Source organism: Streptomyces sp. NBC_01808, assembly GCF_035917395.1.
Classification (GTDB): Bacteria; Actinomycetota; Actinomycetes; order Streptomycetales; family Streptomycetaceae; genus Streptomyces.
The window spans coordinates 8,201,820-8,221,997 of the sequence record NZ_CP109072.1 but is presented as its reverse complement, the minus strand read 5'-3'; the positions used below and the strand labels follow the sequence as shown (position 1 = coordinate 8,221,997).

10 protein-coding genes and 4 pseudogenes are annotated in these 20,178 nt (G+C 69.0%); 9 read left to right on the top strand and 5 right to left on the bottom strand.

The window, feature by feature from the left end:
• Positions 1-616: 616 nt before the first annotated feature.
• Both OG946_RS35980 and OG946_RS35975 read right to left on the bottom strand, forming a co-directional pair.
• A complete protein-coding gene (locus tag OG946_RS35980) occupies positions 617-1,234 on the bottom strand; it encodes a hypothetical protein (RefSeq protein WP_326794074.1) in 618 nt (205 codons plus the stop codon).
• Positions 1,235-2,563, bottom strand: a complete 1,329-nt coding sequence (locus OG946_RS35975) for an acyltransferase (RefSeq protein ID WP_326794075.1) — start codon at positions 2,561-2,563, stop codon at positions 1,235-1,237.
• A gap of 559 nt (positions 2,564-3,122) precedes the next feature.
• Between OG946_RS35975 and OG946_RS35970 the strand changes: the two are divergent.
• A pseudogene (locus OG946_RS35970) lies at positions 3,123-4,126 on the top strand (IS5 family transposase).
• A 133-nt stretch (positions 4,127-4,259) separates the two neighbouring features.
• On the opposite strand, the gene OG946_RS35965 reads toward OG946_RS35970, so the two are convergent.
• Positions 4,260-5,540 (bottom strand): IS701 family transposase, encoded by a 1,281-nt coding sequence (locus OG946_RS35965; protein WP_442814244.1) that lies wholly within the window; start codon positions 5,538-5,540, stop codon positions 4,260-4,262.
• A 228-nt stretch (positions 5,541-5,768) separates the two neighbouring features.
• Here OG946_RS35965 and OG946_RS35960 point away from each other — a divergent pair, with 228 nt between their 5' ends.
• From OG946_RS35960 to OG946_RS35940, 5 genes and pseudogenes are all read left to right on the top strand, one after another.
• Positions 5,769-6,155 (top strand): hypothetical protein, encoded by a 387-nt coding sequence (locus OG946_RS35960; protein WP_326794076.1) that lies wholly within the window; start codon positions 5,769-5,771, stop codon positions 6,153-6,155.
• Positions 6,156-6,215: 60 nt separating this feature from the next.
• Positions 6,216-6,821 carry a TnsA-like heteromeric transposase endonuclease subunit gene (locus OG946_RS35955; protein WP_326794077.1) on the top strand — a complete coding sequence of 202 codons (606 nt, stop codon included), beginning with the start codon at positions 6,216-6,218 and terminating at the stop codon, positions 6,819-6,821.
• A 13-nt stretch (positions 6,822-6,834) separates the two neighbouring features.
• Positions 6,835-8,924: pseudogene (locus tag OG946_RS35950) on the top strand (transposase).
• A gap of 116 nt (positions 8,925-9,040) precedes the next feature.
• Positions 9,041-10,028: pseudogene (locus tag OG946_RS35945) on the top strand (TniB family NTP-binding protein).
• Positions 10,029-10,133: 105 nt separating this feature from the next.
• The gene (locus OG946_RS35940) at positions 10,134-10,982 is read left to right on the top strand and encodes a hypothetical protein (RefSeq protein ID WP_326794078.1); all 849 of its coding nucleotides are present in this window, start codon (positions 10,134-10,136) and stop codon (positions 10,980-10,982) included.
• Positions 10,983-11,274: 292 nt separating this feature from the next.
• Here OG946_RS35940 and OG946_RS35935 read toward each other — a convergent pair whose 3' ends face one another.
• Positions 11,275-15,141, bottom strand: coding sequence for a WD40 repeat domain-containing protein (locus OG946_RS35935; RefSeq protein ID WP_326794079.1), 3,867 nt, complete (start codon positions 15,139-15,141; stop codon positions 11,275-11,277).
• Complete coding sequence (locus OG946_RS35930; protein ID WP_326794080.1) at positions 15,138-15,587, bottom strand: hypothetical protein; 450 nt, start codon at positions 15,585-15,587, stop codon at positions 15,138-15,140. The genes OG946_RS35935 and OG946_RS35930 overlap by 4 nt, the downstream gene beginning before the upstream one ends.
• A 768-nt stretch (positions 15,588-16,355) precedes the next feature.
• Between OG946_RS35930 and OG946_RS35925 the strand changes: the two genes are divergently transcribed.
• From OG946_RS35925 to OG946_RS35915, 3 genes and pseudogenes are all read left to right on the top strand, one after another.
• Complete coding sequence (locus OG946_RS35925; protein ID WP_442814245.1) at positions 16,356-17,546, top strand: IS110 family transposase; 1,191 nt, start codon at positions 16,356-16,358, stop codon at positions 17,544-17,546.
• 158 nt (positions 17,547-17,704) lie between these two features.
• Positions 17,705-18,776, top strand: a pseudogene (locus OG946_RS35920) (transposase); the annotation flags it as partial.
• Between the two features lie 563 nt (positions 18,777-19,339).
• Positions 19,340-19,924 carry a VanZ family protein gene (locus OG946_RS35915; RefSeq protein WP_326794082.1) on the top strand — a complete coding sequence of 195 codons (585 nt, stop codon included), beginning with the start codon at positions 19,340-19,342 and terminating at the stop codon, positions 19,922-19,924.
• Positions 19,925-20,178: the final 254 nt, after the last annotated feature.

Below are 20,178 nucleotides of genomic sequence, written 5' to 3'. Positions count from 1 at the left end.
GGAGACACGACGCGACGCCCCTGCGGGGCGTCAGGGGACTCCGGGCCTTCGGCCCGGCGGTCGGCCTCCGGCCGACCCGCAGTCACCTTCGGTGACTGCGGGGCCTGCGGCCCCTGGAGGGCCGGGCCTTCGGCCCTGGCCCTTTGGCTGGCTACAGGGCGACGGCCGTGGGGCTCAAGTGTGCTGGTGGTTCGGGGAGTTGGGGTGTGGCGACTGGTGTGGATCTCCATGTCCCTGCCCCTCCCTGCTGCGCGGCCCCTTGGCGGCTGACCCGTCGAGTATACACAAAGAGTGACGGCACCCGCGACCCCGGAAGACGAAGGGCGGAGCCGAGTTGGGCCGGACAAAACTGACGGCACCTCAGAAACACCCCGCCCAATAGGTCTATACCACTACCTGCCGCGGGAAAAGCTTCACACACTCCGGGATCTGGCGGCCGACGTGCGCCGCCAGGTCCCGGCATTCTTCTAAAATCACCACTCGGAAACTCCGCACCCGTCGCAGATATCGCCCCAATCCTGGAGGTGATTCCCGCTCCTGCACAAGTAATCGAGAGGGACAAGCCGTTGGGTGTCTTCGTCGAATACTGCATCCCGTACGTACCCGATTGAATCGCTCATGCGCCGAGGGTGACTGCGCCGACGTAGGAGTAGGCGGCCCAGTCGGAATCGAGGTCGGCAATGATGTCTTCCCAGACATCGCCGAGGAGGGTGTCATCTCCTTCTGCCCATCCGGTGACGGCGTCTTCCCAGACGTAGCGGACTTGGAGGGACCGGTCCTGTGCGAGGTTTTCCAGGTCGCGGCGGCGGCTTTCGGGTACCTGGCTTTGGTCGACGGTATAGATTTCCATTCGGGTGCCGTGCCCACCGTTATTGAGACGCTCAACGATGTTCTTGCGACCGTATTTTCTGACGTTCGTGCGGCGTACCTCGCGGTAGGCGTCATCGAGTGCCTGGAGCTTGCGGGCGGAGGGTTGCCGGCCGCTGGTCTCCCAGGACTTGATGAGGCGGCGGCTGATGCCGTGGCGGGCCAGGGCATCACGGCCGGCCGGTGAATCCAGGTAGCGCAGGCGGGCGTTGCGGCCCCGGGGGCGGTCGGGCGGGGTGGCGATGCCGCCGTGGTCGGCGAGTTCCTGCGCGACTCTCTCGATTTCGCGGGCGAGGGCTTCACCGCCTTTGATTCCCCGGGCGTTGTACCTTCCGAATTCCCCCCACTCCTCGTAGACGCTTCTCATTTAGTCGCCTCCGAGGGTGTAGGTTTCCTTTTCCTTCATGTCGGTGAGTTTCCGTCCCTCGGTGAAGACCTGTCGCCAGTCGCCGCCGCTCACGTGGAGTTCGTCGGTTCCTGCCATTTGCACGACGGTCAACCCGGCCTGGTGTGCCTTGTAGGCTTTGCGCCACAGGTTCGCGAATGCTTGAGAGCGGATGGTGTGCATCCAGTCCGGGCGGCGGAGTTCACGGTTGTTGGTCGATTCCCCGATAGTGGACACGAACTTAGAATACATGGATTTCACGTACTCCAGGGTGACAATGTCGTCATTGTCGATTGCCTCTTGCCGGGCGTCCCTGAGGGCTTCCTTGAGGCTTCGCAGCAGGCTTTCCGTGGCACCGGACGTGTACGCCTCGTGGATTTCCGGGGCGGCGCACAGGCCGTTCTTCGCGCAGTCCAGCAGCAGCTTGAGGGTGGGGGTGGTGATCCAGAGGTCCCCTTGAGTCTTGCGGTCCCCCAGCGGATTCGGGAGGTCGGGGTTGTCCCACTCCGGCGGGGTGATGCGGTAGATGCCTGCGCGCTTGGACTGGTAGGAGGGCTCGGAGGCCACCAGCCGGCCGATCGGCAACCAGCACGTGAACGCCGCCAGATACGCGGCGTTGGCGTCCAGAGCGGTCACATCGAGGGTGATGTGGCCGGCACGCGCCTCGCGGTGCAGCTCGACGGCGCGCCACTTGGGCCGGCCTTCCCAGATCAGGTCGGGGTCCTTCTGAGAGCGCTTGGCCAGGACGTCGGTCTCGGTCGGAGGGAACTCGGAGTGCTCGTACCGGCCGCCGATCCGAGATGCCTTGAACAGCTTCATCACGTCCGGGATCGCCTTGTGGATCAGAGCGGCCTGGGCGGCCTGCATGTCGCCCTGGTGCTGAGACAACTCCGCCGCGACCCGGTCACGGATCATGTCGCCCAACGAACCGGCCGGCTGCGCGAACGAACTCGCCGACGAACTGGTGGCGCGCCGGGGGGTTGCCGCCGGGGCCGGTTCGGAGCCGGCCGACGGCCGCACCGGCGGTTCGGCAGGGGCAGGGGCAGAAGTTCGACTGCCGGTGGACGGTGGGGCCGGGAGCTTCGTGGCGGCATGCGTGGGGCCGGCCAGCAGGTCCAGCGAGGTCATACCCCAGTGAGCGGCCAGGCGGTCGACGTCGTCCAACAGCCAGTGACTCGCCCCGGTCTGACGACGCGACAGGGCCCGCTGGTCCATACCGATCGCCGCAGCCAGAGCGGTCTGGGTCTCACGGGTACGACTCATGAGCGCGGCCACCGTCAGCCGCAGCGCTTCCTCGGTACTGAGTGCCATGGCGCCAACCTAGCACAGTTGACTCAATATTTTGTCGTTCTACTCATAATTCGAGTTGCTACGCCACCGCCCTCGGAACCATCACCACCCCTTCGGCGCGGCCAGCGTGTGTTCGAGATCCGGCCGACCGCTTCGTCCTGGGAGGCTGAGGCCGCTCTCCGCGGCGTGAGGAGCGAACGCAGCGCGGCGGGGGCGGCGTTGTACGGCCGCGTGCGCGCCTCGCGGCGCCGTTCCGAGCCCCCCAAGCTCCGAGGGCACCGAAGCGGGCCGTACGGGCTGGTCAGGCCGGTGGAATTCGTCGACCCCGCACACCCCGACACCGTGGTGGCGAGGCCGACCCACTTCCCATCCAGGCGCGGCGGCCTCTAGCCGCCCTGCCGCGAGGGCCGGGCCACCGCCCGGCAGTCCACACACCCCGGGCCGCGGCGCCCGAAGGCCCCTGTCTGTCCGCGGACTGTTGTGCTCCACGGGGCGGAGCGGGCCTAGGGCGCGTATTGCGTCGTGATCAATCTGCGGGGTTTGCCTTCGCGGCAGGGCCTGGACCGGTAGACCTTCCTGGGTGACGCGAGTGCAACTGACGGATGCGGAGTGGGAGTTCATCGCGCCGTATCTGCCGATCGGCGAGTACGGCCCGTACCCCGAGCGGCTGCGGCAGCAGTTCGAGGGCGTGATCTGGCGGTTCAAGACGGGCGGGCAGTGGCGGGAGATGCCGGTGGAGTTCGGCGCCTGGTCGACCGTCCACAACCGCTTCCGGCAGTGGCGTGACGCCGGGGTCTTCGATGCCCTGCTGGAGGGCCTGATCGCGGAAGCCGCGAAGCGGGGTGAGGTAGACCTGTCCCTGGTCAGCATCGACTCCACCACGGCGCGGGCCCACCACGACGCTGCCGGGATGCACCTGGACGAGGGCGTCCTCACCGCTTTGGAGAAGGCTGCCACCGAGGCGGAGAAGGCCAGGTCAAGGGGGGCGGCTGCGGCGAACAAACCGGGCAGGAGGCCGGAGGCGGTCCCGAGCGGGAAGAACGACGGCGCATCCGGCGCCGACGCAGACTCCGGCTGAAGGCCGCTCTGCTCGGACGCTCCAGGGGCGGACAGACCAGCAAGATCCATGTTGCCGGCGACCGGAAGTGCCGCCCACTGGCGTTCATCCTGACCGCGGGACAGGCCGCCGACAGCCCGCAGTTCATCCCCGTGCTCAAGAAGGTACGGGTCCGCGGGCCCGTCGGCCGTCCCCGTACCCGGCCCGGCGCAGTCGCCGCGGACAAGGCGTACTCGTCCCGTGGAAACCGCGCCCACCTGCGCAAACGCCGCATCAAGGCGGTCATCCCGGAGAAGAAGGACCAGGCCGCCAACCGGAAGAAGAAGGGCTCCGCAGGAGGCCGGCCCCTCAGCCACGACGCCGACCTCTACAAGGAGCGGAACACCGTCGAACGCCTGATCAACAAGCTCAAGGCATGGCGAGGCATCGCCACTCGATACGACAAGTCACCCGCAAGCTACCTCGCCGGACTCCACCTGCGCGCCTCGGTGATCTGGCTCAAGGACCTCACCCGGACCACCCGTTGATCACAACCAAATACGCGTCCTAGTACTACAGGGCTAGATTTTGATCATCTGGAGTGGCAATCGCCTCCGAAAATGATGGCGACGAGCTTCGGCCTGATGCTCACGACGCCAGATCGACCAGCGAAGCCCGAGGTCAACCAGGGTGCGAGCGGAACCGATCAAGTTGAACAACCGTCGAACCTCGGCGATGGTCAAGGCTGCGAGTCGGCGTGCGTGCACTCGTGGCCTCCTGGGCTCGTCCGGTCTTGCGGAGCCCTTTTTTCGCGACCCGCGCCATCGCCGCCAAGAATGCCAACGCCAGCATGGACATGGTGATGTGGCGATACCAGGCGTCGTACTTGCGCACCTGGTAGTTGTCCAGCCCGGCCTGCTGTTTCGCGGCCTCAAAGCACTCCTCGACCGGCCAGCGCAGTCCGATGACCGCGACCAATTCCGACAGCGATTCCTGGCGCGGGTTGTGGCAGTGGAAGTAGGAGATCTCTCCGTTGTCGATGTTGCGCCGGATCACATACAGGTGTCTCTCGCGCCCGGCGATCACGGCCCAGTCGTAGGTCCGAAACCCCTTCGCGCCGATACCGCAGGCGCGGCGCGTGAAGTCCCCCGGCCGCAAGCCGGCCGCCAGGACGTCCAAGCGGGTCGGGCAATCAGGGTTGGTGGTGACGCCCCCGGTGTTGATGTCGGTGGACTTCGGAACGGCCATGCAGTACGCGGTGCCGCCTTCTTCCAGGAATCTGCGCAGCCCGCGGTTCTGACCGAACTCCTCGTCCGCCGTGAACCACGAGAACGGCACCCCAGCCGCCACCGCGCGCTCGATCATGGCCTGGACCTGCTGCGGACGGGTACGGAAGACCACCTCGTCATCGATTCCCGCCTCGCGGCGGCGCTCGAAGTCAGCGCACCAGGACTCCTGCGGCAAATACAGCTCCCGATCGATCAGGACGCGGTCGCCGCTGCGGTTTGCGTAGGCCAGGAATGTCCCGATCTGGCAGTTATCGATACGCCCGAGGGAGCCGGAGTACTGGCGCTGGACCCCGGCCGACTTCCTCCCTTTCTTGGCGAATCCGGTGGGATCGGCGATGAGCACGCCCCGGGGGTCCGCGAAATGTTCCATGGCGTAGTCGCGGGTCAGGTCCCGCAGCAGGTCCGCGCTCCAGGGGGTGAGATTCAAGAACCGCTGGAGCGCCTTGGGTTCCTTGGCGCCAGCGAACTCGGCAATGGTCCAGCCGTTCTTCCGCTGGAGCGGCGAAAGGAGCCCACGCAGGTACTGGTGGGCGTGCTCGCGGGATTCAGGGCGGTAGAACAGCGGACTGATCCGCTCGCGCAGCGCAGTGAACTCGCGCTTCCACACGGCTAATTCAGCACGGGTTACCGCGCCTTGCGGGAGATCTTGATCACGGGCTTGCGTCGCTGCCATGGACGAAGTCTCTCCCAACCCCATGATCAAGATCTAGCCCTGTAGTACTAGAGCCATCCCTTCTTCCGGAAGGTCTTGGCCCGTACGGAGCACCAGCGGGAGCACAGTGCCCGGGCCGGGGTCCGGTGGGCGGGAGCGGCTGCGCGCACACGGGACAGTGGCCGGCCGGGACGACGGGCGCCAAGCGCCGCAGCAACCGGTTGACGCGGCCTTCTTCGTGCCTGCCGTGTGCCTGCCGTATGGGACGCGGTCGGCATCGCAGCCGGTGAGCAGCTCGGAGAACGCGGCGCGCAAGGCGGCAAGGTCGCGGCGGCATGTTCCGAGCAGGTCCAGGTAGTCATCGACGCGATCTCCGTTCACCCGTTCGGGTGGGGGATCCGGATCACGGCGTTCAGCAGCCCGCCATGGACTTGGCTGTTGGGTGTGGAAGGGCACGAGCACGGCAGGCGGGTGCAGCAGGCTACCGCAGGGGGCGGCGGTGAGGGAATCGAGGCCGCGTTCGTCACGGCCGCCGGACGGTTGACGCAGTTGCCGTGGGATCAGGCGGCGGCGTCGGTGCGGTTCGAGGATCTGGCGCCGGTATCGGCGTTTCCGGTCGTTCCGGGCCGCCGGTGAGGGCCGGGCTGGTGGTGGTCGGTGACCACCGGACGGCACGTCGTACACGGTTCGGCAGCGATGCGCACCCAGCTGATGGTCCTGGACCGGAGTCCCGACGTGACCGGCCAGGCCGCACGTCCGGTACGGCTGCTGTGGCGGGACACGGCCGACGGGCGGGTGCGCTCGTGGGTGCCTCAGCTGTTCGCCCGATACGCGGCCGGCACCGGCCTGCTCGCCGACTGTCCCTCCAGCCCGGCCACCGGTGGAGACAGGGCGCAGCGGGCGCGGATGGTTATGGAGGCGGTGTGTGCCCGCGTGGGCTGGGTGTACCGTCGCCTCGAGCCACCTCCAGCGGTGGCGGCGGCGAACCTGCGGTGGCTGGCCGGCTACCGCCACCCAGGCAATCAGGGGCCGCCCGAGCTGCGGGCCGCGTTGGCTGAGGCGTTCGCCGGGCCCGGGCCGCTGGCCGACGGTGCAGCCGCAGTAGGTGATCCTCTGCGAGTGCTGCCGGCCGTCTATCACGCGCTGTGGTGCGGGCATCTGACGACGCCTCTTGATGAGCCGCTGCACGAGGAGGCACTGGTCTGCGCTGACGCAGAACGTGGTGGTAGGGGTGTCGAAGAGCGGCTGGGCTCCAGGGGCGGCGAAGGAAGGGACGAGCGCAGTGTGCGGCACGCACGGTAAAAGCCAGCGGCCGGTGGTGGAGGTCGGCGCGCACGTCGCCTACCGGGGACAGACCTGGCAGGTCGCCGCCCTGCAGGGCCAGCAGGTCTACCTGCTGCAGGAGGACGGCACCGAAACGAGACTGCTGCTGGGGCGGTTGTTCGCCGACCCAGACTTCGAAGTAGTGGGCGCGCGGGCACCGGACGCGGTGCCGCAGTGGGGACTGTTCGAGACCGTTCCGGTGGCGGCCCAGCAGCGGGCGCATCCGGGAGGTGGAGACCGGATGGCCGCGCCCTGAGAGTGGTCGTGACGGCCAGACGATGCGGCCGGAGTACGACCCCGAGCGGTGGACCCTGGCGCAGCGGGACGCGGCCAAAGCGAAGGAGCTGGCGGCGCTCGGCTTCGCCCGGGTGACGCGTACGACGGTGGAGCGGATGCGGCACGCCTACCGCAAGCAGGGTTTGTGGGGGCTGGTCGACAAGCGCGCGGTGCCGGCCCGTGGTCGTCATCCGACAGGGTATGCCGACGAGCGGGTCGTGGCCGCGGTGCGAAGCGCTGCGGCGCCAGCGGGGCCGGTCGAAGGGGACGGTGAAGGGATTGCAGGTACTGGTCGGGCAGATCCTGGAGGACACGCACGGGCGTGGGGTGGTGGAGATGCCGTCACGCTCGACGTTCTACCGGCTGGTGAGCGTGCTGGCCGACCCGGCCGATCGCCCGGCGCGTACCGCCACCGCACCCGCCCGCGCCTCGTCGGCGTCGCCGGTGGTGCAGCGGCCCGGGGAGCAGGTGCAGATCGCCTGGACATCATGGCTCTCCTTGAGGACGGCAGCCTTGGTCGGCCGGAGCTGACGATCGCCGTCGACGTCGCCACCCGCTCCATCCTGGCCGCCGTCCTGCGCCCGCACAGCACCAAAGCTGTCGACGCCGCCCTCCTCCTGGCGGAAATGGCCGTCCCGCATCCAGCCAGGCCAGCCTGGCCCCAGTCACTTCACCTGTCGCGGGCCGAGGTGCCCTTCGAGCGGATGCTGTCACTGGACGAACGCCTGGAGGGAGCAGCCGCCCGCCCGGTGATCGTGCCCGAGACGATCGTCGTCGACCGCGGGAAGATCTACCTCTCACAGGGCTTCGTCACCGCCTGCGAAGCACTCGGAGTGAGTGTGCAGCCCGCTCCACCGAGGCGGCCGCAGGCCAAGGCCGTGGTGGAGCGGACCTTCGGCTCGATCAACGACCTGTTCTGCCAGCACGTCGCTGGCCACACCGGCTCCAACCCCCAGCGCCGCGGCTCCAAGACTGCGGCCGAGACGCGGTGGACGATCCCTCAGTTGCAGGACTTCCTCGACGAATGGATCACCTGTGGCTGGCAGAACCGGCCCCACGACGGACTGCGCCACCCCGTCCTGCCCAAAACCGCCCTCACACCGAACCGGATGTGGGCCGCGCTGCTCACCATCAGCGGCTACGTGCCGGTACCACTGAGTAGGGCCGACTACCTCGAACTGCTGCCCGTTCGCTGGCAGCCCATCACCGAACGCGGCATCCGCCTCGACTACCGCACCTACAACCACGACATCCTTGACCCCCACCGCAGCCAGCGCTCCCCCGTCGCCCGCCAAGGACGGAAAGTGGGAGGTCCACCACAACCCCCACGACGCCCGCCAGATCTTCGTCCGCCTCACCGACGGACAGCTCCACGAAATCCCGTGGATCCATCGCGACCACGTCCACCAGCCTTTCAACGACAGCGTCTGGCGCCACATCCAGGCCGAGGTCGAACAGCGCGGGGACCGCGAGCAGCACGAAGCCGATCTCGCCGACGCCCTGGACCAGCTCTTGCGCCGTACTCGCAGCTCTGCTGGGACAGAACACGAAACCGGCCGCCGAGAGCAACGTCATGCCCGCCGTACGACCGTGCATCTGCCCGACCTGCCCGGGCAGCGGCGCCCGCTCGCAGCAGAGACCGCACCAGCCCCGGAACCAGACTGGAACGAAAGCCTGGACGACCTCATCGGCACCGACCCGGCCACGGAGCCGGGCACTGGCGATCCGGAAGGCACAAGCGCGGCGCCGGCCGAGGCAGGCGGCTACGGGCTGTGGGACGCCGAAGCGGAAGCCGAGCAGTGGTGAACGCCTCGCCGCGCACGAGCGATGCATCGGCCCGCAGGTCCCCGTCGACGGCGGACCGGTCTCCCGGGGCCGCGGCAAGCACCGCCGACGACGCCCCTGATCCGCAGCTTCAGTCGGTGACCGCCTGGGACGGCTTCCATGCCTTCGCCACCACCCCCGTGGCAGCCCCTCCCCTGCCCGGCGCACCGCCCCGCAGCCTCGAGGAACGCCTGGCCTACCACTCGCGGTTCGTCACCGTGCGCACCCCTGCCATCGACGCGCTCGCCAAGAACGTGCGCACCTTGATGATCCTCGGTCGCCACCAGGCCGTCACCGCACGGCCATCCCTGATCGTCACCGGCCCCGCAGGCGCCGGAAAGACCACCGCCCTGCTCCAGGTCGGCCGCGCTTGCCACCTCGCCACACCCGCCGCCACGGCCCCACAGCAACAGCCGGTCAGGCCCCGGTCGCCTACGTCCTGGTCCCACCCGCCGCCAGCGCCAAGACCCTCGCCATCGAGTTCGCCCGCTACCTCGGCATCCCCGTCACAGCCGGCATGTCCCAGGCCCAGATCACCAACGCCGTCTGCCACACCTACACCTCTGCAGGTGTCCAGCTGGTGATGATCGACGAGATCCACCGGCTCAACCCCCGCACCACCACCGGCGCCCAGAGCGCCGACCTGATCAAAGACCTCACCGAACGCATCGGCGCCACCTTCGTCTACGCCGGCATCGACGTCACCACCACACCCCTGTTCACCGGGGTACGCGGTGCGCAGCTCGCCGGACGCGCCTCCCTCATCGACTGCGCCGCCTTCCCCGCCCGCCTCGGCAACGAAGAGCCCTTCCGCGACCTCATCACCGCCATGGAAGGCGCGCTCGACCTGCGCCACCATTGGCCCGGAGCCCTCCCCCGGCTGGCCCCGTACCTGCACGAACGCACCGCCGGCCGCATCGGCAGCCTCGCCCGACTCATCCGCCAGGCCGCCATCACCGCCCTCATCGACAAGGCACCGAACGCATCACCAAAACCACCCTCGACGCCATCCGCCTCGACCACCTTGCCGAACAGCACTACCAACCCCGCACCCGGTCCCGGAGCCGGAATACCAACACCCCGTGACCCGGACAGACGCCACGGCCCGTACCGCGGCCGCAGCCGCCCCCGCGCAGCGCGGCGTCCTCACCCGCAGCGGCATGGCTACGGGCCCCATCAGCAGCACCGGGCGTGCTCCGCGTACGGCCGCTGCTCGGCGAGGCGACCGCCTCATACGGCCAGCGCCTCGCCGAAACTTTCCGGCTGACGCTCCCCCAACTCCTTGACGGCGCCGGCGTCACCCTGACCGGCCACGGCACGCTGCCGACAGCTGAACTCCACCTCAGCCATGCCGCCTGCCACCACCTCGCCGCCCTGACCCGCATCCCACTCCCCCACCTGGCGCGCGCCCTGCCCCGCCTCGCCCCCAACGACGACGCCCACCGCACCGCAGCCGCTGCACGCTGGAAACGACTCGAGGCCGAGCAGCAGCCCGTCCGCGCCTGCACCCTGTGCACCCGCCATCGCAGCCACGGCACAACCGGCACCGCCTGGGCTCATCGGCCGCCGCACCGACTGGTGTGCCCGCGCCACCACCAAGCCGCCTCCGACCCACGACTCACCACCACCGTCCGCACCTGGGCCGCGCCCGGACTCGCCATGGCGCACCACGCACACCAGCGACTCCTACGGCACCCACGCGCCGCCACCGCCTGGACCACAGCGCGCGCCATCACCACCCGTTGGTACGACCACCAGCAACACCTCACCCACCGCTGGCACACCCGCCTCAACCAGCTCTGCGCGACCAACCCCCACCTGACCACCACGGGCAGCGCCTCCCCCACACTCCTGGCGCGCGACCTGATCACCTACCCCGAAACCGTTGCTCTCGCCCGCGCACTCGCCACCCTGCCGAACCGGCCACATCGCACCGCCGACGACGCCCTCAGCCTCATCGCCCAGCGACTCGGGCTGCCCCGCCTGGCCAGCAACGCGAACGATCCCCTCCGGGTCTTCCTCACCCATACACGCCACTGACCAGCCACACCGCACCCCAAAGCCCCCAGAAAACGCAGCCGTTTATAGACGCACCACCACACCTACGAGAAACCCAAGATCAATCCCACACAACTACCGGACCGCAGACCAGACCCCCGAACAACCAAACCGCACACACCCCCAAGCCACGCCCACCACGCCCGAACGCAACCGCTCCAGCGATCCCGAGTCCCACCCCTAAAGACGAAACACCAGACCAAAGCAGTCCAGCCCCCTGAAGATCATTGCTCCGCCACAACAACGCCTTTCGATCAGCCTTGGCCTATGCAGGTCAGGGGCACGGTAGGGCGTACGCGGGGCCGTCTCCGACGAAGCGGCGCCATTGCCGGGGGCTGAGGGGCTGGGTGTCGACGCAGATTCTCTCGATACTCGTCCCCACGTCGAGCTGCCACAACCGGGCCGACTGATCGAGGCTACCGGTGGCCAGCGTCTTCCCGTCCCGGCTGAAGGCAACGGCGTACACAGAGTCGGCGTGGGCTTTCAGCGGCAGGCCGCGACGGCTCGGCCGGGCAGGCGCGCGGACATCCCACAGCTGCACCGACGACTGGCCGTAGCTGCCCGTGGCGAGGGTGCTGCCGTCTGGGCTGAAGGCGAGGGCGAACACGGAATCGGTGTGCCCGGTCAGCGGCTCGCCGAGGGCGGTGGGGTGCTTGGGCCGGGAGATGTTCCACAAGCGCACCGAGAAGTCATTGCTGCCGGTGGCGAGGGTCTTTCCGTCCGGGCTGAACGCAAGGGAGGCGACGCCATTGATGTGGCCCTTCAGCGGCCGGCCGACGCGCTCGGGTCTGGCCCGGTCGCGGACGTCCCACAGCTGAGCCGTGGTGTCGTAGCTGCCGCTGGCCAGCATGTCGCCGTCCGGACTGAACGCCACGGTGAGCACCATGCCCTCGTGGTGCCGCACCGGACGGCCGATCGGCCCGGCACGGTCCGGCTCCGTGACATCCCACAGGCGGATCGTGGCGTCCTGGCCGCCGGTGGCCAGGGTCTTTCCGTCCGGGCTGAACGCCATGGTCCAGATACCGCCCTCGTGTCCGGTCAGAGGATCACCCAGGTACTTGGGTGTGGACGGATCGGAGATGTCCCACAGCTGGATCACGCCGTCATACCCGGCACTCGCGAGGAACTCCCCGTCTGGGCTGAACGCCAGGGACCTGACGCCCTCGGTATGAGCCTGAAACCCCCGGCCGAGCAGCTTGGGACGCCCATGCTCCGACGTGTCCCACAACCGCACCGCCCCGTCGTGGCCGCCGGTGGCAAAGAGCCGCCCGTCCGGGCTGAACGCCACCCCGATCACACCGTTGAAGTGGCCGGTCAGCAGCGTGCGCGGTATGTCCCACAGCCGTGCCGTCTGGTCGTAGCTGCCGGAGGCGAGGGTGCGTCCGTCGGGGCTGAACGCCACCGCCGCGACGGTGTTGCTGTGGCCCGTCCAAGGCTGCCCCAGTGCCTTGGGACGTGTCGGGTCGGAGACGCTCCAGATCTGCATAGTCGAGTCTCCGCTGCCGGTGGCCAAAGTCCGCCCGTCCGGGCTGAACGCCACCGAGGCGACCACGGTGCTGCGCCCCATGAGAAGTTGGTTGGCGTACGTGGGCTTGTCAGGATCCCCGACGTTCCACAACCGAACGGTAGAGTCACCGCTGCCCGTGGCGAGGGTCCGGCTGTCGGGGCTGAACGCGAGGGACGCGACGGTGTTGGAGTGGCCCTTGAGCGGGGCCCCGCGCCGCTTTGGCTTCTTCGGGTCCGAAACATCCCACAACCGGGCCCTGAAGTCGTCGGCCCCGGTGGCTAGCGTCTTGCCGTTCGGGGCGAAAGCCACAGCCCAGAGCCTGCCCGGACCGTCCTTGAGTGGCTTGCCTACCGGCTTGGCATCGGCCGGGTCCGACACGTCCCACAGCCGGACCGTGGCATCGCCGGAGCTGCTGGCAAGCAGGTCGCCGTCCGGGCTGAACGCCACCCCGCTGATGACGGCGTCATGGCCGGTCAGGGGCTGGCCGACAGGCTCGGGATCCGACGGGTCTGACACATCCCACAGGCGGACCCACCGGTCGCGGTCGTCACCGGCGGTGGCCAGGGTGCGCCCGTCCGGGCTGAACGCCACGGACATCACAGCCTTGGTGTGGCCGGTCAGGGGGCGTCCCAGGGCGCGAGGGCTGCGTGGTTCGGAGGTGTCCCACAGTCGGATCGTGGCATCGCCGCTGCCGGTGGCCAGGATGCGCCCGTCCGGGCTGAACGCCACCGAGGAGACCCGTTCGGTGTGGCCCCTCATCTGCTTGGACAGCGGGATGTTCCCGGAGTTCAGCAGCCGGGTGTACGTCTCGTCGCCGGGCCGCATCCGGTACGCCACCAGGTCGAGTTGGGCGGCCAGTGACTGGTCCGTGCCGCGCAGCCGGTCGGCTTCGGCGACGACCCGGTTGTAGACGGCGAGGTCCCGCTGGTGTACCGCCTCGCCCTGCTGCTTGAACGCGACGCCTGCAGCGCCCGAGGCGAGCAGGGTAAGAACGGTGAGGACGGCGATAACGGTGTTCCGCACCCGGGCAGTGCGGCGCCGCGCCCGCTCCCCAGCAGCGAGGAACGCCTGCGCGGTCGCACTCAGGCTGTGTGGCGGGGCGCTGAGCGCCCACGTGCGCGCAATCTCAAGGCGGCTGCCGCGGTAGAGAAGCGCTGAGTCACGGCCACTCTCGTCCCACGTGGCCGCCGCCTCCTCCAGGTTCTGGTGGATGAGGCGCCCGGCCCGGTCGGCGTCAATCCAGCCGCGCAGCCGGGGCCACGTGTGCAGCAGAGCCTCGTGCGTGATCTCGACGGTTTCCTGCTCGCGGGTGAGTAGCCGGGCCCGGGTGAACGCATCCACCACCGGCTCGGCGAGGCCGCCGCCGGCATCCGCCAACTCTGCGCGGCCCAGGCGCCGCCGGACGTCCTCCGTGCTGTCTGCGACCCGTACCATCCGCAGGAAGAGCGACTGCGCCACGCGCCGCTCGTCATCGTCGAGGCCGCTATAGACGTGTTCGGCGGTCGAGGCGATGGCGCCTTGGATGCCTCCGGTGTCGCGGTACCCGCGCACGGTGAGGGTGGCGCCGTGCCGTTGCTGCCAGCAGACTCGCAGGGCGTGTGCGAGCAGCGGCAGGCGCCCGGCCTCGTAGCGCGCTTCCCCGGCGGGACCCATCGCCTTGGTGGCCCCCAGGTCGTGCAGGAGCAGCTCGACCAGTCCGTCCTCTACGTCGAGCCCCACGTCTCTGGCGGGCAGCAGGACTGCCTCGCGCAACTCCTCGTCTGTCATGGGGCCGACTACCAGCGGGGCGTCTTGCAGCGCGGCGCGCAGGGGAGGGTGATCGACGCACGCGGCGTAGAAGTCGGACCGGATGCCCAGGACTACAAGGGCACGCGGGGGGTCCTCCGTGTCGGGGTAGGCTTGGCCGCCCGCAAGGCGGGCGAGCAGTGTGACGAAAGAGCGCCGTTCCTGCTCGTCGGTACAGAGCGTGAAGAGTTCCTCGAACTGGTCGACCACGATGACTGCCCGCGTCGGCTGCGTCGGCAGGTCGTTGCGCAGGGCCTCGTCTAGGACCGAGAGACACCGCGGTGGGTCGGCGACGAGATCAGCGGCCGTCAAGTCCAGGCCTGCGCCGCGGAGCGCCACGATCTGGTCAGCCAGGGCACGGAGCGGGTGGGCGCTGGGGGTAAGCAAGAGTTTCGGCCACCGGTCGGAGCCGGGCAGCGCGGCCCGGTCCAGGTGCGGCAGCAGCCCGGCCCGAAGCAGCGAGGACTTGCCCGCGCCCGACGGGGCCACGACCGCCTGGAGCCGGCCCGAGTCCAGGCGTCGGTCGAGGCGGTCGGTCAACTCGGCGATGAGCGCCTCTCGTCCGAAGAACCACCGCTCGTGTTCTTGTCCGAAGGCGGCCAGCCCTGGATAGGGGCAGTCCGGCACCGGTCCGCCCGCCTCAGCGCGGCGGCGTTCACGCACTCCATCGACGTAGTGGAAGTGCTGGTCACGGCCAGCGACGTTGACGCCTGCGCTATCGCGGGCGTATGCCTCGATGTGGATGCCGTCGCCCGCAGCACGTGACGTGCCGTGCCCGCTGTCCGCCGGGGGGTCTGCGGAGTCCGGGCGTTCAGTGCCGCGATCCATCTGCGGCTCTTCGGGGCTCATCGATCACCCCCGCCGGTGATGTGCTGATCCCGCCCGGCGACGTAGACCCGGCTGCTGTCCAAGGCCCGCACGGACACCGTCACCGACGGCTCCTCCCGGCCGCTGCCGGGCGGCTCCGGGCTCAGATCGACGGCGAGGATTCTGCGCAGTTCCGCGGCGAGTGCGGGCTCGGCCGCGAGCAGCCTGCGCAGTCGGCCCTGCCACTCGCTGACCAACTCCGCTTCGGCCAGTTCGGCCTCGGCCGGTTCGTTGGCATCCTCTCGTGCGGCGAGCAACACCGCACGGGATTCTTCGAGTTCGGACTCCACTGTGTCCGCCCGGTCTGGGTACACGCGACGCCATAGCGCACCCATCGAGTTCTGTGCCCGCTCCCAACCGGCCGTCGTCAGCAGTTGCACCACTGTCGCAGCGGCCACGGAAGCAAGGCCCGCAAGCTCCGGATCCATATGGTTCCCCGTTCGCCCGTGCCATCACTGGCTCACTGCATCGTGTGTAGTGCCTGAATCGCCTCGGGCGCCAGAGAGAACTCGGTCGAATGACAACCGCGACCGACAACGGTAACGACCTGCAGGCCTGCGGTAGCCGGATCATCACGTGCGACGAGTTCCGCCAGTGCCTAACCCTGCGCCCCCGTATCGCCGTCGCCGTGACGTGGCCGCCAGACGTCGGGTCGACTTTGCCGAGCGCCCTGGACCCCAGCGAGCGGCGCATCTGCCCCAGCATCTGGCAATCACCCACGGCGAACGGGTCAGCGTGCCAAGGGAGATTCCCATCAAGATGCCGGAGTTGGCTGCTCACCGGGTCGACGGAGCCCGTTATCCACAAGGCAGTGCGTAGCCTCCGTGACGCAGGTGGTGTCTCCACAAGCGACCACATGGTCAAGATGGAAGACCTCGACCAATTGAACAGCGTCGCCTCCCCTTTGCACGATGGCGGCGAGCCATCTTGTCTGGCTCAACCTTGACCTACGACTGGCTCAGCTTGTCCTACCTTCCAAGCGTGGGCCTGAGGCGGTCATTCGTAGGATCGTCTGGCCCAGGGGTTCCGGGTATGGCTGTCAGCTTGTCGCCGCTCGATGGCTCAAATGACTTGGCCGCCCGGAGCCCCGCGACGACTCGACCGCTAATTGGGATACGCGACTCGATCGCTGTGTAGGACAACGTCGGCGAGGTCGTCTGCGGGACTACTGTGACGACGAGCTGGCGGAGGTGACCGTGCCCGAGATCTGGGCCGGGGTGGACATCGGCAAGGAACACCACCACTGCGTGGTGATCGACGCGCACGGCGAACGCCTCCTGTCACGGCGAGTCCTGAACGACGAGTCCGCGCTGCTGGAGCTGATCGGCGACGTACTCGCACTCTCTGAGGACGCGCTGTGGGCGGTGGATATCAACCACGGCGGCGCCGCCTTGCTCATCGGCCTGCTGCTCGGCCACGACCAGCCGATGGTCTACCTCACCGGCCTCGCCGTTCACCAGGCATCAGCCGCCTACCGAGGCCAGGGCAAGACGGACGCCAAGGACGCCTTCGTCATCGCCGACCAGGCCCGCATGCGCAAGGACCTCGGCGTGCTCCGTCCCGGTGACGAGATAGCCGTAGACCTCAAGATCCTGGTCAGGCGCCGCACCGACCTCGTCAACGACCGCACCCGCCAGATCAACCGGCTCAGGGAACAACTCCTCGAAGTCTGCCCGGCCTTGGAGCGTGCGCTCAGTCTGACGAACAAGGGGCCGATCCTGCTGCTGACCGGCTACCAGACGCCAGCCGCAATCCGCCGCAGCGGCGCCAAGCGAATCGAGACGTGGCTGAAGAACCGCAAGGTCAAAGGCGCCGCCGCACTCGCCCAGGCCGCCGTCGAGGCCGCCCAGGCCCAGCACACCGCACTGCCCGGCGAGAAGCTGGCCGCCTCGATGGTGGGCCGCCTCGCGAAGGGGGTGATGGCCCTCGAAGAGGAGATCGCCGAGCTCGACGCACTAATCGAGGCCCGGTTTCACGAACACCCGCATGCCGAAGTGATCCGCAGCCTGCCCGGCATGGGCGCCATGCTCGGGGCCACCTTCATCGCCGCGACCGGCGGCGACATGGAAGCCTTCGGCACATCAGACCGGCTGGCTGCTTTCGCCGGCCTGTCACCGGTTCCACGCGACTCCGGCCGCGTCAGCGGAAACATGCGCCGACCCCGCCGCTACCACCGTGGCCTCCTGCGGGCCTTCTACCTCTCCTCCATGGCCAGCTTGAGGTCGTGTCCCGCGTCACGGGCGTACTACGAACGGAAGCGTGCTGAGGGGAAAGGTCACAAGCAGGCCGTGCTGTCCCTCGCCCGTCGAAGGGCCAACGTTCTCTGGGCCATGATCCGCGACGGAGCGTGCTATCAAACTGCACCACCAGTCACGATGGCTGCTTGACATCCTCATTGGGAAGTCGTTTATCTGAAGAGGTCGAAACGGGCCTCGAACTGGGTCGCTCACCTGGGCATTCGCCGGACTCGGGCCGGGCCTCGGCTTGATCATGTGCTCCGGCCAAGGACGCACCGATCAGACCGAGGCCCGTGGAGACGAGTGTGCTGCAACAAGACGCCCCGCAGGACGCGTTGGGGACGCTGTCACGCTTCCGTGGCGCCTTCTACGACTGCCTGCGCGGACGTGAGGACGCGCTGTTCGAGCTGGCTGACGCCCGGCCGTGTACGGACGGGCCGGTCAAGACGCTGGTCGACCTGGCGCTCGCCCCGGAACACCGCCGGGGCCACGGCGCCTTGTACGGCGGCTTGAACAAGGGCCGCTTGGACGTCGACCAGCTCCGGCAGACGATCACCGCAACACCGCTGCCGAGGGCCGCGGACGGCCGTCTGGTCCTGGCGGTCGATGTCTCGCCGTGGCTGCGGCCGGACGCGGCGACCTGCCCGGACCGCTCGTTCTGCCACACCTACGGCCGCGGGGGAGGCCAAGCACCAGATGATCCCCGGCTGGCCGTACTCGATCGTGGCCGCACTGGAGGCCGGCCGCACCTCCTGGACCGCGCTGCTGGACGCCGTCCGCCTTCAGCCCGGCGCCGACCTCGCGGCCGTCACCACGCGCCAGCTCCGCGAGGTCGTCCAGCGGCTCATCGCCGCCGGCCAGTGGCGTGAAGGTGACCCGGAGATCCTGGTCGTGCTCGACTCCGGCTACGACGCACCCCGCATCGCCCACCTGCTCGGCCGCCTGCCGGTACAGATCCTGGGCCGGATGCGCTCGGAGGGGGTCATGCGCCGCCCGGCACCCTCCCGCAAGGAGTTCCACCTGGCCCACCCCACGGGCGGCCGACCGCCCAGGCACGGCGGCGAGTTCATCTTCGGCGACCCCGCCGCCTGGGGCGCCGAGCAGGCCGCCAGCACCACCGACACACGCCTCTACGGCACGGCGACCGCGCGAGCGTGGGACCAGCTCCACCCGAGGCTGACCCGACGGGCGGCCTGGATCGACCACGAGGGACCGCTGCCGCTCATCAAGAGCACCGTCATCCGGCTGACCGTCGAGAAACTGCCCGGCCACGGAGTGAACCGGCCGGTCTGGCTGTGGTGGTCCGGCACCGGCGCCACCAAGGCGGACGTCGACCGCTGCTGGCAGTCCTTCCTGCGACGCTTCGACGTCGAGCACACCTCTGGATGCCGACGCCGCTCAGGAGCTCGAGTACCTCGACGTGCGCGGCCTTGCGGAGGTGGTGGCGCAGCGGCGGTGGCCGCGGGTGGCGCGGCGGGCAGTGCGGGCGGGTACGGAGCCGGGGCGGGTGTTCGCGCTGGCCCGGGCGGTGGTGTGCCGATGGTGGGAGGAGGCGCTGTATGGGGAGCGGGGGGAGTTCTGGCCGCAGCGGCTGCATGTGCTGGCGGGCGGTGATGCGGGGGGCGAGTTCATGCGGTGGCGGACGGTCGGCCGGGATGCGGCTGTCTTCCCCGAAGTGGTGGCGGTCGCTGAGGCGTTGCTGGATCCGGCGATGAGCGAGCTGGTGTGGTCGACAGTGGTGCCGGCCGTCCGCGGCCGCTGGCCGCGGTGTCCTGTCTCATCGAAGGCTGACCGTTCTCACCGAACCTTGAGCGGCGCTGAGCTCAGGGTTTGCCGTCGCGATGATCTTGTTCGTTACGACATCGAACGCCGGTCCATACGCCGCCGATATGTGCCGCCGGTGAGAATGCCGATGACAGCCGGATGGAAGCAGAGGTGGCAGGGTGCGACTCGAAGGGTGGCACGGCTGGGTCGGCACGTTCACCGGGGTGGTGCTCCTCACGGTGGCCGCACTGCCGTTGGCGGCTCTGGCGGCGTGGGCTCTGGCCCGCCGGCGGAGGCTCGCCGGTGCCAGGGCGGCGAGGGCGTGGCGCATGTCGCTCGCCGAGGTCGGCATCGTCTACGGGACGGTGCCGCCGGTCTGGTTGATCCTGCTGCCGGGCGACGAGGACGGAGCGGTCGTGAACCTGGTGCCGCTGCGGGACCTGCTCACGATGGACACGGGCCAGATCGTCGGCAACCTGCTGGTGTTCGCGGCGCTGGGGTTCCTCGCCCCGCTGCAGTTCGCGGCGCTGGCATCGGTACGGCGGGTTCTCGCGCTCGGGGCCGGCTGCTCGGTCCTGGTCGAGACAGCGCAGTACGTCCTTCAGCTGGACCGGGTGTCGTCCGTGGACGACATACTGCTCAACACCGCCGGCGCCGGTCTGGCCGCACTGGCGTCACCCCGCTGGTGGCGCGCCGGCAGAAGCCCGCTCCCCGCGGGAGGACAGGGCCCGAAACGCGGAGAGGTGAGCGGGAGATCCGCATGATGGCGTGCCGGAGACCGTCGACAAGACGGTCTCCGGGAAGGAGCCCCTCGGCGAGTAGAGATCTCCAACAAGGGCCTCACACCGACGGAGAAGACAGCCTGAACTCTTCAGCCCGGTCCCTGTGGCGGGCTGCTCAAGGTTCGATGAGAACGGTCAATTTTCGATGAGCCAGGTCAAGTTCCATCAGACCGGTGGGGCGGCGGTGAACCCGAAGCGGGCGCGGGTTTCCGCGATGGCGCCGCGCTGGGCGGCCT

Coding starts and splice junctions, on each gene's coding strand:
- OG946_RS35980 (WP_326794074.1), bottom strand. CDS start 1,234: ATGAGAAGCGTCTACGAGGAGTGGGGGGAATTCGGAAGGTACAACGCC.
- OG946_RS35975 (WP_326794075.1), bottom strand. CDS start 2,563: ATGGCACTCAGTACCGAGGAAGCGCTGCGGCTGACGGTGGCCGCGCTC.
- OG946_RS35965 (WP_442814244.1), bottom strand. CDS start 5,540: ATGGCAGCGACGCAAGCCCGTGATCAAGATCTCCCGCAAGGCGCGGTA.
- OG946_RS35955 (WP_326794077.1), top strand. CDS start 6,216: ATGCGCACCCAGCTGATGGTCCTGGACCGGAGTCCCGACGTGACCGGC.
- OG946_RS35935 (WP_326794079.1), bottom strand. CDS start 15,141: ATGAGCCCCGAAGAGCCGCAGATGGATCGCGGCACTGAACGCCCGGAC.
- OG946_RS35930 (WP_326794080.1), bottom strand. CDS start 15,587: ATGGATCCGGAGCTTGCGGGCCTTGCTTCCGTGGCCGCTGCGACAGTG.